Source organism: Marinobacter sp. LV10R510-11A (assembly GCF_900215155.1).
Taxonomy (GTDB): domain Bacteria; phylum Pseudomonadota; class Gammaproteobacteria; order Pseudomonadales; family Oleiphilaceae; genus Marinobacter.
This window is the reverse complement of the sequence record NZ_LT907980.1, coordinates 3,943,224-3,957,161: the sequence shown is the minus strand read 5'-3', so window position 1 is coordinate 3,957,161 and position 13,938 is coordinate 3,943,224. Positions and strand designations below refer to the sequence as shown.

General features: G+C 53.3%; 13 protein-coding genes. 7 read left to right on the top strand and 6 right to left on the bottom strand.

Going from position 1 to position 13,938, the window contains the following annotated elements; all coding sequences use genetic code 11:
• Positions 1-77: 77 nt before the first annotated feature.
• The 4 genes from lpoB to CPH80_RS19000 are packed head-to-tail and all read right to left on the bottom strand — an operon-like array spanning position 78 to position 3,651.
• Positions 78-683 (bottom strand): penicillin-binding protein activator LpoB, encoded by a 606-nt coding sequence (gene lpoB / locus CPH80_RS19015; protein WP_096280325.1) that lies wholly within the window; start codon positions 681-683, stop codon positions 78-80.
• Between the two features lie 12 nt (positions 684-695).
• A complete protein-coding gene (locus CPH80_RS19010; RefSeq protein ID WP_096280323.1) occupies positions 696-1,103 on the bottom strand; it encodes a YcfL family protein in 408 nt (135 codons plus the stop codon).
• A gap of 35 nt (positions 1,104-1,138) precedes the next feature.
• On the bottom strand, positions 1,139-2,665 hold the full coding sequence (locus CPH80_RS19005) for a COG3014 family protein (protein ID WP_227520256.1): 1,527 nt from the start codon (positions 2,663-2,665) through the stop codon (positions 1,139-1,141).
• Between the two features lie 41 nt (positions 2,666-2,706).
• Positions 2,707-3,651 (bottom strand): D-2-hydroxyacid dehydrogenase, encoded by a 945-nt coding sequence (locus CPH80_RS19000; protein WP_096280319.1) that lies wholly within the window; start codon positions 3,649-3,651, stop codon positions 2,707-2,709.
• An 86-nt stretch (positions 3,652-3,737) separates the two neighbouring features.
• Here CPH80_RS19000 and tmpT point away from each other — a divergent pair, with 86 nt between their 5' ends.
• From tmpT to CPH80_RS18980, 4 genes are all read left to right on the top strand, one after another.
• Positions 3,738-4,391 carry a thiopurine S-methyltransferase gene (gene tmpT / locus CPH80_RS18995; RefSeq protein WP_096280317.1) on the top strand — a complete coding sequence of 218 codons (654 nt, stop codon included), beginning with the start codon at positions 3,738-3,740 and terminating at the stop codon, positions 4,389-4,391.
• Positions 4,392-4,630: 239 nt separating this feature from the next.
• Entirely contained in the window at positions 4,631-6,553 is a 1,923-nt protein-coding gene (locus CPH80_RS18990) for a PrkA family serine protein kinase (protein ID WP_096280315.1), read from the top strand.
• Positions 6,554-6,582: 29 nt separating this feature from the next.
• On the top strand, positions 6,583-7,878 hold the full coding sequence (locus CPH80_RS18985; protein ID WP_096280313.1) for a YeaH/YhbH family protein: 1,296 nt from the start codon (positions 6,583-6,585) through the stop codon (positions 7,876-7,878).
• Positions 7,875-9,434, top strand: coding sequence for a SpoVR family protein (locus CPH80_RS18980; protein WP_096280311.1), 1,560 nt, complete (start codon positions 7,875-7,877; stop codon positions 9,432-9,434). The genes CPH80_RS18985 and CPH80_RS18980 overlap by 4 nt, the downstream gene beginning before the upstream one ends.
• On the opposite strand, the gene CPH80_RS18975 is transcribed toward CPH80_RS18980, so the two are convergent.
• Positions 9,427-10,311 (bottom strand): bile acid:sodium symporter family protein, encoded by an 885-nt coding sequence (locus CPH80_RS18975; RefSeq protein ID WP_096280309.1) that lies wholly within the window; start codon positions 10,309-10,311, stop codon positions 9,427-9,429. The genes CPH80_RS18980 and CPH80_RS18975 overlap by 8 nt on opposite strands.
• A gap of 226 nt (positions 10,312-10,537) precedes the next feature.
• On the opposite strand from CPH80_RS18975, the gene CPH80_RS18970 reads away from it, so the two are divergent.
• Entirely contained in the window at positions 10,538-11,980 is a 1,443-nt protein-coding gene (locus tag CPH80_RS18970) for a WS/DGAT/MGAT family O-acyltransferase (protein WP_096280307.1), read from the top strand.
• A 17-nt stretch (positions 11,981-11,997) separates the two neighbouring features.
• On the opposite strand, the gene CPH80_RS18965 is transcribed toward CPH80_RS18970, so the two are convergent.
• Positions 11,998-12,627 carry a TetR family transcriptional regulator gene (locus tag CPH80_RS18965; protein WP_096280305.1) on the bottom strand — a complete coding sequence of 210 codons (630 nt, stop codon included), beginning with the start codon at positions 12,625-12,627 and terminating at the stop codon, positions 11,998-12,000.
• Positions 12,628-12,821: 194 nt separating this feature from the next.
• Here CPH80_RS18965 and CPH80_RS18960 point away from each other — a divergent pair, with 194 nt between their 5' ends.
• Together CPH80_RS18960 and CPH80_RS23205 are read left to right on the top strand one after the other, a co-directional pair.
• Positions 12,822-13,655, top strand: a complete 834-nt coding sequence (locus tag CPH80_RS18960) for a ferredoxin reductase (RefSeq protein ID WP_227520255.1) — start codon at positions 12,822-12,824, stop codon at positions 13,653-13,655.
• Positions 13,652-13,936, top strand: a complete 285-nt coding sequence (locus CPH80_RS23205) for a 2Fe-2S iron-sulfur cluster-binding protein (RefSeq protein ID WP_227520254.1) — start codon at positions 13,652-13,654, stop codon at positions 13,934-13,936. Before CPH80_RS18960 ends, CPH80_RS23205 begins: the two co-directional genes overlap by 4 nt.
• Positions 13,937-13,938: the final 2 nt, after the last annotated feature.

Here is a 13,938-nt window from a genome sequence, read left to right as displayed (position 1 = left end):
CTGTTGTGCGGGAGCTACGGCGTTGTCCATAACTCAGGTTCGATTGCTTTCAGTATGGCTTAAATTCCGTACCGTGCTTACCAAGGAACGGACTTATTAGAGCCGCGCTTGATGATAGGGGTTTCACCTTCCCAAATGGCCAGCCCTGAGGCTAGTTCGGTCAGTGACAGCTGAACGTAATACTCTACCTGCTGTTCCTTGCCCACTTTATGGTTACGCTGCAGAATTTTGCCGGAGAGGCTTAGGTCTGGCGCCTGAAGCGTTCCTTTTTTCTGCACACCTGACTGATCAAACTCCTCGGAATCCCGCAATTCACGGGCTTTCATCGTCATTTCGTCTTCCACACCGTTGAGACCTACCGCTGTTGTGGTCACTACCTTTCCTGAGCGCAGCAATGAAACGCGGATTTTCTTGGTGAGCTGGTCGGTATCAATACGCTGCATGGTGTCGTTGGTAATACGGCTGACCACCATAATGGAACGACCACCATTCGGGTTATTCACGGCACCGCTGGCGAGCATGTCTTCAACGGCTTCGGTGGCGGCTTTTTCGAAATCCCTGTAATCCATGGTCATGGCTACCGGGCCATCGTCTGCAGCTGGGTCAATGTAACGGGTAGGCGGTGCGGCACAGCCGGCAAGAACGGCAAGGGTTACAGAAATCGTAACAGCGCGAATCAACATAGGGCTTTCCTTTTATTTGGGTTCACGAAGATGTAACTGAAAACTTTCAACGCGTTCATGGGGCGCCGTGGCAGAAAAATAGCGGGTCTGGCCGGTCAGTAGTGTGGCTTTGCGGTAACCTTTACCAACACCTTTAACAACCATGCCATTGGCATCAAACCAGGTCACTTTCCATGCCATATCGGCGTCCGACCTAGCCTCCACCGCAAACTGTACTTGCAGGAGACTACCGTCACCTGGCTGCTCCATACGCTCTTGGAAGAGTTCTGTGACATCCAACGCATAGATAATGTCCGGATCTACCTTCAGTTCTTGTCTATCGATCAAAGAACTGCTCGTTTCGGGCGGCGTGGCGCAGCCCGCCAAGCTAAGTACCAGCGAACTAAGTACCAGCAGGCTGGCGAACAATAGCGTTTTCATAATGTACGTCCCGTGGTTTTGGTGTGTTGCGTTGATTACTGAATACTCGAAACTTGGCCCTGCGCTTTAGGGCTCTGAGGTAAGCGCACAAAAGTGGCTCTGCTGCCACCTTGCAGATCCATCGTGATCACCGTTGCTGGGGCCTGCATCGTTGGCCGTTTAACATACACAAGGGTGAAGGGTTGTTGTGGGATGTCCACATCGCCCAAGACGCCGCCGCGATTATCTAGAAGTGTCAATTTTCCGCTCTCCGGGCGATCCATACGCGCCGCTTGCCAGTGATTGGGCATTGCTTGCCAGCCCCGTAAATCTGCGCGAGTGGTTGCCGCGGTGAACACAAAGGCACCCAACTGCCCTATCGCGCCAAACTGCTCTGCAACCTCTCTCTGCAAAACGGCCTTAATAACGGCTGACGATACGGCCCTGGTAAGCACACCGGCAAAGCGCTCTTTCATTTCGGTGCGAATCACCGTGCCCATATCAGAAATGTGCTCAGTACGAATGACCTCTCCGGTATCACTCATCATTCCGATATTGCCTGGCACGGCGGCTCGTTCAGTGTATTTCGGCAGTGCGATACCAAAATACACGAACGACGGCCCTCCCTCCCGCGCAAGTATCAAGGGAACCGCAAACCGGGACTCTTGAAGCGCCGGCCCCAATCCATTCTCATACACCACCCAAACTTGCGGGGGCAACTCGGCCAGGCTCTGCTCGCCGGACGCGAGGCTTGTTGCCAAACTTGCATCGGCTTTCAGCACTGCACTTTCGGGCCTCATCTGTGCCACCCGCTTGAGTGACGTAGCTGCCCGCTCATAGTCGCCGCCACCTGTGGCGTTTGCCAGAAAGTAGAGACCATGCAGATAGGTGCTTGAGGGAACAATAAAGTCAGGGTAAACCGACCAGCGAGATGTATCACCATAGTGATTGTTAACCGCCGCCTGAAAGCCCTCACTTTTAAGGCTGTTGCGCACAATGGAAGCGTTACCTCCCTTAGTTTGCGCTTCTTTCTTTAACGCGGCCTGCTGTTCTGCGATCTCTTTCTGGAAGTAATCAACAGCACGTCGGGTACGCTCATTGGCCCTATTAAACTCAATGCGAGCATAGGCACTGTTGCCCGCAGCCAAGAACGCCAGCCCCTTGTAGGTGTTAACCAAAACGGCTTCAGACATCAACGCCTCATAATCACGCTGCGAGTCGTTCACCATTACCGCCATAAACCCTTCCGAGGCTTTCTTTAAAAACCCTTCGGTGTCTAGGTATTTCATACCTTCTTCTGCCAGGTCGTATGCCTCTGTAGACTCATCATAACGACCGGTCAGGCGGTACATTTCGCCCTGATGTAACAGTTCAAGCAAGTGGGCTTCGGAATCAACGGGTTTGCCTTTATCCACGTCGAAGCTGACGGCCTTCAGGGCAGTATCATAGTTCCCAGCGGCATAGGCGGCATTGAACGAGGCTAACTGATCGCGGTGCTGGAAAGATGAGCACCCAGAAACAAAAGCCGCCGCGACAATAGCCATAACGGCATACAAAAATGCTCTCAAACAGTTACCCGTCAAATAGTTACCCCTCAAATAGTTACCCCAAAAACTGTCTACCTCTAAGTACGCCGGGCAGTCGACTTCAGATTCTGCGCTGTGATATCTACAATCCTCTGTCGCGCTTCTTGGCTGGCCCAAGCTGAGTGGGGTGTAATGATCAAGTTTGGAATATCACCTGCCAGTAGCGGGTTGCCATTGCGTGGCGGCTCTTCGGTCAGCACATCAAACCCGGCGCCACCAATAACGCCGGTTCGCAAAGCATCTGCCAAGGCCGCTTCATGCACAAGACCACCGCGGCTGGTGTTAATCAGTAAGGCGCCCGGTTTCATCATCTGCAATTCCCGTGCGCCAATCAGGTTGCGGGTTTCATCGGTGAGAAGGCAGTGCAGCGAGAGCACATCCACCTGTGGCAAAAGTTCGTCCAGAGGAAGCCGGGGGTAGCCATCTACCTCCCCTGCCGCCTGCCCCGGCCGCGCGCCCAGCAGAATCTCCATACCGAAGGCTTTGGCCCGTTCGGCAACGCCCTGCCCAAGATCGCCATAACCCACAATACCTAGGGTTCGGCCTTCCAACTCCATAATCGGGTGGTTCATCAAACAGAACATGTCGCTTTGCGCCCAGCGCCCTGCCCGCACATCTCGGTCGTAATCTAACAGGCGCGTTGCCAATGCCAGCATTAACGCCATGGTGTGCTGAGCGACTGTAGAGCGCCCGTAATTCGTCACGTTCAGCACCTGAATGCCGCGATCTCGGGCAGCATCCTGATCAATATTGTTCAGCCCGGTGGCTACAACGGCAATGGTTTTCAGCTCCGGGCAGTTTTCGAAATGCTCACGCGTAAGCACAACTTTGTTGACCAGCACTGTATCAAAGCCTCGAATCCGTTCCGCCACTTCATCCTGAGATGTGGCGTCATGTTTCACCATGCCACCTGTGGCCTGTTCAAGAGCAGTGAAATCCAAATCATTGCCAAGGGTCGTGGCATCCAGAAACACGGCTTTCATAGGTTTCTCCTTCGTCAACAAGTGCCGAGATTAGGGTAGACTGAATCAAACATCCAATCACGGAAACAAGCACGGGAGCGAGAATCATGGAACACGAATTCTGGCACGAACGTTGGAGCAAAAAACAAATCGGCTTCCACGAAGGCTCCGTTAACAAGTTCCTTTATGACCACTGGTCTGATCTTTCAGGCGACGGCACTGAGGGCGTTTTTGTCCCACTATGCGGCAAAGCCCATGACATGTGGTGGTTGCATGATCGCGGGCACTCCGTTATTGGCGTGGAACTGAGCGAAATCGCCTGTAAAGATTTTTTTGAAGAGGCCGACGAAAAAGCACAGGTACACCCAAGCGAGCCGTTCACAAGGTTCCGGCATGATAATCTGCAACTCTGGTGTGGCGACTTTTTCCAACTGGTGCCGGATGACTTGAAGCACATCCGCTTAGTGTACGACCGCGCAGCTCTTATCGCCCTACCTTCGTCTATGCGCAAGAACTACGTGGAACACCTCACGGCCGTTATTCCCGAAAATACCCGAATTCTGCTCATTACTCTGGACTACAACACCAAAATTTCCGCGCCGCCGTTTAACGTAAGCGATGATGAGGTTCGGGAACTGTATTCTGCCGATTATGAAATTGAGCACATCCTTACCAACACTCTGCCCAGCGACCATCCGTTCACCAAACGCAAAGGCTTAGTCGGCGCAACAGAGAGTGTATTCTGGCTCACTAAACGATAGTGCCACAGCCGCACCGGTAACATAATTTAATGAACCTTAACGGTTAACGGCCTGTCCAACCTCGTGACCGTGAACTAAGCTCAAAATGAACAAGCCGAAACCCGACACAGATCGCGGCCGGTCGAAACTATTGATCCCATCCACCCATAACCAAAACGAATCGCCGGCATGGCGGCCGTAATTAAAACGGGGATACTGAGTGCACTGAAAGCTTATGAACCGCGAGCGAGGGGCTACCCATGAACATACTGCAGCAATTCAAAAACCGGTATGAGAGCACCCAAGAAGAAGAGTACAGCCTTGAGGAATACCTAAAGATCTGCAAGAAAGATCCAACGGCCTATTCCACGGCAGCAGAACGATTACTGATTGCCATCGGCGAACCCGAATTTGTCGATACCTCCCGTGACATCCGCCTGTCACGCATTTTTTCCAATAAAATGATCAAACGGTACCCAGAGTTCGCCGAATTCTATGGTATGGAAGAAGCGGTGGAGAATATCGTGTCTTTCTACAGGCACGCGGCCCAGGGCTTGGAAGAAAAGAAGCAGATCCTTTACCTGCTGGGCCCGGTTGGCGGCGGTAAATCCTCGCTGGCAGAAAAGCTCAAGTACCTGATGCAGAAAGTACCCTTTTATGCGATCCAAGGCTCTCCGGTTAACGAATCGCCACTCGGGCTTTTTGATCCCGCAGAAGATGCCGCCATTCTGGAAGAAGAGTTCGGTATTCCCTCGCGCTATCTCAAATCCATCATGTCGCCTTGGGCGGTAAAGCGCTTGCATGAGTATGGCGGCGACATCAGCAAGTTCCGCGTTGTGAAGAAATACCCCTCTGTTCTCGATCAGATAGCTGTATCCAAAACCGAGCCGGGGGACGACAACAACCAGGATATTTCCGCGCTGGTGGGTAAGGTGAACATTCGCATGCTGGAGGACTTCTCCCAGGATGATCCGGATGCCTACAGTTTCAGTGGCGGCCTGTGCAAAGCCAACCAAGGCCTTATGGAATTTGTGGAGATGTTCAAGGCGCCGATCAAGGTGCTGCACCCGTTACTGACCGCTACCCAGGAAGGCAATTACAACACCACCGAAGGCATGGGCTCTGTGCCCTTTGACGGCGTTATCCTTGCCCACTCTAACGAATCTGAATGGCAAACGTTCCGCAACAACAAGCACAACGAGGCATTCCTAGACCGGGTTTATATCGTCAAGGTGCCTTATTGCGTGCGTGTGACAGAAGAAATCGAGATCTATAAAAAGCTTTTGCAAAACAGCTCTCTGGCGGGTTCTCCCTGCGCACCAGATACACTGGACATGCTGGCCCAGTTTTCGGTGCTTTCACGGATTAAGGATCCGGAAAACTCCAGTATTTTCTCTAAGATGCGGGTCTACGATGGCCAGAACATCAAGGACACTGACCCGAAAGCCAAGTCCATTCAGGAGTACCGAGATGCGGCGGGGGTTAACGAAGGCATGGATGGGCTGTCTACCCGGTTTGCGTTCAAAATTCTCTCCAAGGTGTTTAACTTCGACACCACTGAAGTGGCCGCCAACCCGGTGCACTTGCTGTATGTGATTGAAAAGCAGATTGAGCAGGAGCAGTTCGCGCCTGAAATTCACGAGCGTTACCTGCGCTCTATCAAGGAGTTTCTGGCTCCGCACTATGTTCAGTTTATCGGTAAAGAGATCCAGACCGCCTATCTGGAAAGCTACAGTGAGTATGGCCAGAACCTGTTTGACCGTTACGTAACCTATGCCGACCTGTGGATTCAGGATCAGGAATTCCGGGATCCGGAAACCGGTGAGATTCTCGATCGCCCCTCTATCAACGAAGAGATGGAGAAAATCGAAAAGCCTGCCAGTATAAGCAATCCCAAGGATTTCCGCAACGAGGTAGTCAACTTTGTGCTGCGCGCCAGAGCCAATAACCAAGGCCAGAATCCATCCTGGCTCAGCTATGAAAAGCTGCGCAGTGTGATCGAGAAGAAGATGTTCTCGAATACAGAAGATCTGCTGCCGGTTATTTCGTTCAACCCCAAAGCCAGCCAGGAAGATCAGAGCAAGCACAAACAGTTCGTCGAACGGATGGTCGATCGGGGTTACACGGAGAAACAGGTGCGCCTGCTGGCAGAGTGGTACCTGCGCGTTCGCAAGTCTCACTAGCAGAACCCGGATCCGCAGGAGTATGAATTATGGGCATGACCCACATCGTCGACCGACGGTTGAACGGCAAAAATAAGAGCGCGGTGAACCGAGAGCGGTTTTTACGCCGCTACCGACACCACATCAAGAAGGCCGTTTCTGATGCGGTGCACCAGCGCTCGATAACCGACATAGAGCGTGGAGAGAAGGTGAGCATTCCCTCGCGGGATATCGATGAGCCTGTTTTCCATCACGGCCAGGGCGGACGCCGTGAAATGGTGCACCCGGGTAACCGTGAGTATGTAGCCGGCGACAGGCTGCCCAAGCCCGAGGGCGGAGATGGCCAAGGCCAGGGACAAGGTAAGGCCAGCCCCGATGGCGAAGGCATGGATGAATTTGCCTTTCAGATCACCCAGGAAGAATTTTTGAATTTTCTGTTCGATGATCTCGAACTCCCAAATCTTGTCCGGAAAAAACTCAAGGATACTGAAAGCTTTAACTACGTGCGCTCGGGGTTCAGCACCCAGGGTGTACCTGCCAAGCTGGATGTTGTGCGTTCACTGCGCGGCGCCCATGCCCGTCGGCTGGGCCTAGGCGGTGCACGTAAAAAGAAAATTCGGGAGCTTGAGGCACAACTCGCCGACCTGAAAATGGCACCCAACGAACTGGATGCGGCGTTTAGCCATGAGGATCAGATCAAAGTACTTGAGGCCGAAATTGCCCAACTGAAAGCCAATGTGAAACGGATTCCCTTCATTGATGAGATTGATCTGCGCTACCGCCAGCACCTGAAGCAGCACAAACCAGCCACCAGCGCGGTGATGTTTTGCCTGATGGATGTGTCTGGGTCAATGACACAGATGCACAAGGACACCGCCAAACGCTTTTTTATCCTGCTGTATCTGTTCCTGAAAAAGAACTACAAAAAGATCGATGTAGTTTTCATACGTCACCACACCAGCGCCAAAGAGGTGGATGAAGAAGAGTTTTTCTATTCGCGGGAAACCGGTGGGACCATTGTTTCCAGTGCCCTGAAGCTGATGCACAAAATAATTGATTCCCGTTATTCCCCTGCCGAGTGGAATATCTATGCTGCCCAAGCATCCGATGGCGACAACTGGAACGATGACTCGCCTGTGTGCGGCAAGTTGCTGACCGACAGCATTCTGCCTCTGGTGCAGTACTTCGCCTATGTAGAGATTACGCCACAAGATCATCAGATGCTTTGGCACGAATACGAACGGGTACAGAAACAATTTCCCGAGAGCTTTGCGCAGCAACAGATTGCTGATCCCGGCGAAATTTACCCGGTATTCCGGCTACTGTTTGGGAGGAAGGCCGCATGAGTGATGCCCTCGACCGCCCCAATTTACCGATTAGCGAGAGCCCCGCAACTCGCGAACCCGTATCCACCGGGTCGGAGTGGACCTTCGAGCTTATCCGCAAATACGATGAGGAAATCGCAAAGTGTGCGGCGGAGTTTGGCCTGGATACCTACCCCAATCAGGTTGAAGTAATCAGCGCCGAGCAGATGATGGATGCTTACAGCTCCGTTGGCATGCCGGTTGGCTACAATCACTGGTCGTTCGGCAAGCAGTTTCTTAGTACATCCAAAGGCTATGAACGCGGGCAGATGGGCCTGGCCTACGAAATCGTGATCAACTCCGACCCCTGTATTGCCTATCTGATGGAAGAAAACACGCTTCCTATGCAGGCACTGGTCATCGCCCATGCTTGCTACGGCCATAACTCGTTCTTCAAAGGCAATTACCTGTTCCAAACCTGGACCGACGCCAGCGCGATTGTCGATTACTTGGTCTTCGCCAGAAACTATGTTTCCGAGTGCGAAGAGCGCTACGGCGTGGATGCGGTTGAGGAAATACTCGACTCCTGTCACGCACTGATGAACTACGGCGTTGATCGCTACAAACGGCCGGCGCCCATTTCGGCGGCAAAAGAAGCCCTGCAACAGGAGGAGCGAGAGGACTACCTGCAGCGCCGGGTTAATGATTTGTGGCGCACCATTCCAAAAATGGACGAGGATGACGACCCGGTAAAACGCAATAAACGCTACCCGGAAGAGCCCCAAGAAAACCTTTTGTACTTTATTGAGAAAAACGCGCCCCTGCTGGACACCTGGCAGCGGGAGATCATCCGGGTTGTGCGTAAACTGGCGCAGTACTTCTATCCGCAGCGCCAAACCCAAGTAATGAATGAAGGCTGGGCCACCTTCTGGCATTACACCCTGTTGCACCGAATGTACGATAAAGGCTTGGTGACCGACGGCTTCATGCTGGAGTTCCTGCAAAGCCACACGGCAGTGGTGTATCAACCCCCGTTCAGCAGCCCTTGGTATTCCGGCATCAATCCTTACACTTTAGGGTTCTGCATGTTCATCGACCTGCGGCGAATTTGTGAGGCGCCCACCGAAGAGGATTACGAGTGGTTCCCAGACATTGCCGGCACAGACTGGGTAAAATCTCTGCATTTTGCCATGGCCAACTTCAAGGATGAGAGCTTTATCCAGCAGTTCCTATCGCCAAAGGTGATGCGGGATTTGAAGCTATTTGCCATCGAAGATGATGATCAGGAAGACAGCTACAAAGTATCCGCCATTCACGACGAGCCAGGTTACAGGGATCTACGAGAGAAACTGGCTCGCCAGTACAACCTTAGCTACCGGGAGCCGAACATTCAGGTGTGGAACGTGGATGTACGCGGTGACCGTTCGCTGATGCTTAGGCATGTACCGGTAGACCGGGTGCCACTAGGCAAAGATACGGAAGAAGTTCTACGCCATGCCCATAGGCTTTGGGGCTTTGATGTGCACTTGGAAAGCGTGGAAGAAGACACGGTAGTGGAGGAATTCCATTGCCCGCACCAGGAACCTGGCGCTATTTGACAATGCCTGGGGTAGTTTTGGCGATGATACGCCGGCCGTACATAGCAAGCATAAACCCGATAGGGAACATAAGAACGCCGTAAACGGCCGCCGGTATGGACATGGCGCTGGATTCCAACAGTGTAAGCGTCACCATCAGGGCGATTGTGCCATTCTTTACTCCCAGCTCTACCGCCACGGCCAGGGATTCTCTCTGGGTCAGCCCGGCGGCGCGGCCGGCAAGCAAACCGATAATGATGCCCGCTGCGTTCAGCAAAATGGTTGCCGGCCCCGCCTGCTTAAGCAGCTCCCAGATTTGATCCCGCACACCGTAAACAAGCGCAACGATTAACAAGGCCAGTACAACACCACCAAACACGCTAACAATACTCTCAGCTTTACGCGCCACGTCAGGTTTTCGAGCACGCACAAGCATGCCTATCGCCACTGGCAACAGCACAATGCCAGTCAGCATTCCGATGGTTTTCCATACCGGCAGCACGATGTTCTGTTCAGTGCCCATATAGAACTGTAGAGCGACATTGGCAATCAGCGGCAACGTGAGAATGGTGATCAAGCTGGCGCTGACTGTCAGCACAATAGACAACGCAATATTACCCCGGGCAAGCAGTACAAACAGGTTGGACGTGGTGCCCCCGGGGCACGCGGCAATGATTACCAAGCCAACAGCAATAGCCGGCGGCACCGCCAGCAAAGACGCTAGGGCAAAAGCCACCAAGGGCATCAGCACAATCTGGGCGACGGTGCCGACAATTATGCCTTTGGGATAAACAGCCACCTGGCGGAAATCACGAATATTTAGGGTCATGCCTATTCCAATCATGATAATAAACAGTGCGATTGGCAGTCCTGCCGAGATAAGCGGGCTAGATTCCACAGTGCCTCCGAACGTCTTTGTTTTTATTAATTTAATGCTATGAAAGTACCACAACCGGCTTGCCTTCGGGAGTCTAAAAAAAACAACGTGAAAAAATAGCTGACACCCGCTTTTTTTAAAACTTTTTCGCTTCGGCGATCGTCTGCAAAGACAGTAACCCGTATACTTACAATCAATAATTAAAAGACCCACATTTACACCCGATCCGGGCAGAGGTGAACAAGGAATGAAACGTCTGGGAACACTGGATGCATCATGGCTAGCCGTAGAGTCGGAAGATACGCCGATGCATGTTGGCAACATGCAGATTTTTTCATTGCCGGAAGGCGCTCCCGATACTTTCCTTCGCGACATGGTTATCAGCATGAAGGAAACCGGAGACGTCGCCCAGCCCTGGTGTTCCAAACTGGCATGGCCCGGCGTGCTGGGCCGCCTGTTGGCACCGTCTTGGAAAGTCGACAAGAATCTCGACTTGGACTACCACGTGCGCCACTCTGCCCTGCCCAATCCGGGCGGTGAACGTGAGCTTGGCATTCTGGTTTCGCGCTTGCACTCCAACCCTCTGGACTTTGCCCGGCCACTCTGGGAATGCCACGTGATTGAAGGGCTTGAAAACAACCGCTTTGCCCTCTACACCAAGATGCATCATTCAATGATTGATGGCATCAGCGGCGTACGCCTGCTGCAGCGGGTTCTGAGTACAGACCCAAACGAACGGGGCATGTTGCCGCCCTGGGCCGTCCGACCCGTGCGCCGACGGGGTGCCAAAGGCGATTCGGAAGCGAGCATTCCTGCGGCAGTCTCCCAAGCCTTGGACGCACTTAAATGGCAGGCTGATATGGCGCCCACGCTCTGGCGCGCAGGTAACCGACTCGTGCACTCGGTGCGCCACCCTGAAGATGGCCTGACGGCTCCGTTCACAGGGCCGATTTCCAAGATCAATCATCGGGTAACCGGCCAGCGGCGATTTGCCACGCAACATTATCAGCTCGATCGCCTGAAAGAGCTGACCCGGGTATCCGGCGCTTCCCTGAATGACATAGTGCTTTATCTGTGCGGCACGGCGCTGCGACGCTTCTTGCTGGAGCAGGATGATCTTCCGGATTCGTCCCTAACGGCAGGTATTCCGGTCAACATCCGCGCGGCAGATGATCAGGGCACAGGCACGCGGATCAGCTTCATGATCGCCTCCCTGGCCACAAACGAAGCCGATCCACTTAGCCGACTTCAGAGCATAAAGTCTTCTACTCGCCGAGCAAAAGAGCACCTGCAGAAACTGCCGAAGAGCGCCCTCAACCAGTACACTATGTTGCTGATGTCACCTTATATCCTGCAGCTGATGTCGGGGCTTGGGGGGCGCATGCGACCCGTATTCAACGTAACCATATCAAACGTTCCGGGCCCTCAGGCAACACTGTATTACGAGGGAGCTAAACTGGAAGCCATGTATCCGGTTTCGCTGATTGCACACGGCGGCGCCCTGAACATTACATGCCTGAGTTATGCGGGATCACTAAATTTCGGGTTTACTGGCTGCCGCGACACTTTGCCCAGCATGCAGAAATTGGCGGTGTATACCGGAGAAGCTCTGGATGAGCTGGAAGCGCTGATTCTTCCGCCCAAAGCCAAGCCTAAGAAAACGCAGGCAAGCAAAAACGGGAAGGCCTAAGACAGACACCGGTCTTTTCAGGGGCGGCTTTTTTCCCAGTTTGCCGCACCCACAAAAATGAGCTGAAGGAAGCGGGTTGTCCGCTTCCGGATTTGCTCTACTTGGTACTCATCTTCCGCTGAAATACCCAGCAAATCTGTAAGGCTGAACGCAACGCTGCGCACGACCAGATCACAGGTCATTTCCAGGTCCCCGTCGGAAAGGTGATCAACCAGCTTTAGCCGTCGCAAGTCATTCGCCAGCTCAGTGGCAAAATACCGCATCTCACTGCGGATACCTTCCTGTATGGCACGGCTCTCGCCCGCCAGACCCTGCGCCATAAACTGAAAAAAACTGCGGTTGGCCTGGGCGTGACTGATAAAAATACCCACCGACTCTTCCATAAGCTTGTCAGCTTGTAGAACGTTTGCGCGCGCCTCCCGCATCATTCTTCGCAGAACCAGCCCAAGCTCGTCGACTAATTCGAGCCCCAGGTCATCCATATTGCGGAAGTGTCGGTAAAAAGAAGTAGGCACTATACCTGCCTGGCGGGTCACTTCGCGGATGCCAAGGCTGGTAAAATGTCGGCCCTTCCCAACCAGTGTCAACGCCGCACTCATCAGCTTTTCACGGGTTTCACCGGGTTTCCGTTTTTTTCGTTCCGACATTGCCTGCCCATACTGCGGTTATCGTTAAATCCAAACAACAAGTGTACACATCCGCGAGATTTAAAGTACTGGATACTTGTCATTTAACGCCAACGAAACGTTCCCCATTGCGCGTGCAATAGGTGTTGTGTACAGTCGTACACAACTTGTGCACAAGTGTACACATTAAGTAGGCAGCATAAGGAGAAGATGTCATGCTGGCAAAGAATACTCAGACAAAAGCCCTGCACTGGCTTGGAAGGCAGCTTTTCAACCGGAATGATCCGGCTGCCTTCTTCGATCCACTGCTGGAAAAGCTTGACCCCATGTTAGTGAAGGCCCATACCCCGGCACGGGTCGAGCAGGTCATTCAGGAAACCCGTGATACGCGCACCTTTATACTGAAGCCCGCTGCACGATGGCTGGGTTTTCAGGCTGGCCAGCACGTCAATATCTGTGTTGACGTTGGTGGTATTCGGCGCACCCGCACGTTCAGCCTTTCCAGCTCGCCCGAACTCTGGGCTAATCAGGGGCTGGTGACACTGACCATCAAACGGCTGCCCGGCGGGCTGGTGACCAACTGGCTGCATGACAACCTGAGTTACGGCGATGTGATCGGCTTGGGCGAGGCCTTTGGCGACTTCTTGTTGCCACAACCTCCGCAGCCGGTGCTCTTTATCGCAGGCGGCAGCGGCGTTACTCCTGTATTAAGCCTGCTAGAAACCATGGCCGCCCAGGATTTTCGGGCACCGGTCAGCTTGCTTTATTACGTGCGCACACAGCAGGACATTATTGCTGCAGAACGCCTCAAAGCGCTTGCGAACAGCTACAGCGCTCTTACGCTGAATATCATCGCTACCCATGAAGACACCACCCCGCGCTATTTATGCAACCAGGATCTGGAAAACGTGCCCGGCCTGAAAGCACGGCAGATATTCCTGTGCGGCCCAATGGGGCTGATGGATTTGGCTAACGAGCACTACACCAGCACGGCGTTCGCGAGAAGGACATCCACAGTACCTTTTTTTCTGCGGCGGCTCCGGCATTGAACGCAGATCTGGCGAACCAGACCCTTGGCGGCAAAGTGCAATTTGAAAAAAGCGGCTTGGAAGCCAGCTCCGAAGGCGATGCCAGCTTGCTGGAAATAGCTGAAGCCTCAGGCCTTACGCCCCGCCACGGTTGCCGTATGGGCATTTGCCACCAATGCAGCTGCCGCAAAACCAGCGGAACCGTGATGAACCGACTTACTGGCAACACCTCTGGGCCTGGGGATGAAAGCATTCAGCTTTGTATATCCATTCCCCACGGCCCTGTAGCCATCGACGTTTAAGG

Coding starts and splice junctions, on each gene's coding strand:
- lpoB (WP_096280325.1), bottom strand. CDS start 683: ATGTTGATTCGCGCTGTTACGATTTCTGTAACCCTTGCCGTTCTTGCC.
- CPH80_RS19010 (WP_096280323.1), bottom strand. CDS start 1,103: ATGAAAACGCTATTGTTCGCCAGCCTGCTGGTACTTAGTTCGCTGGTA.
- CPH80_RS19000 (WP_096280319.1), bottom strand. CDS start 3,651: ATGAAAGCCGTGTTTCTGGATGCCACGACCCTTGGCAATGATTTGGAT.
- tmpT (WP_096280317.1), top strand. CDS start 3,738: ATGGAACACGAATTCTGGCACGAACGTTGGAGCAAAAAACAAATCGGC.
- CPH80_RS18990 (WP_096280315.1), top strand. CDS start 4,631: ATGAACATACTGCAGCAATTCAAAAACCGGTATGAGAGCACCCAAGAA.
- CPH80_RS18985 (WP_096280313.1), top strand. CDS start 6,583: ATGGGCATGACCCACATCGTCGACCGACGGTTGAACGGCAAAAATAAG.
- CPH80_RS18980 (WP_096280311.1), top strand. CDS start 7,875: ATGAGTGATGCCCTCGACCGCCCCAATTTACCGATTAGCGAGAGCCCC.
- CPH80_RS18970 (WP_096280307.1), top strand. CDS start 10,538: ATGAAACGTCTGGGAACACTGGATGCATCATGGCTAGCCGTAGAGTCG.
- CPH80_RS18965 (WP_096280305.1), bottom strand. CDS start 12,627: ATGTCGGAACGAAAAAAACGGAAACCCGGTGAAACCCGTGAAAAGCTG.
- CPH80_RS18960 (WP_227520255.1), top strand. CDS start 12,822: ATGCTGGCAAAGAATACTCAGACAAAAGCCCTGCACTGGCTTGGAAGG.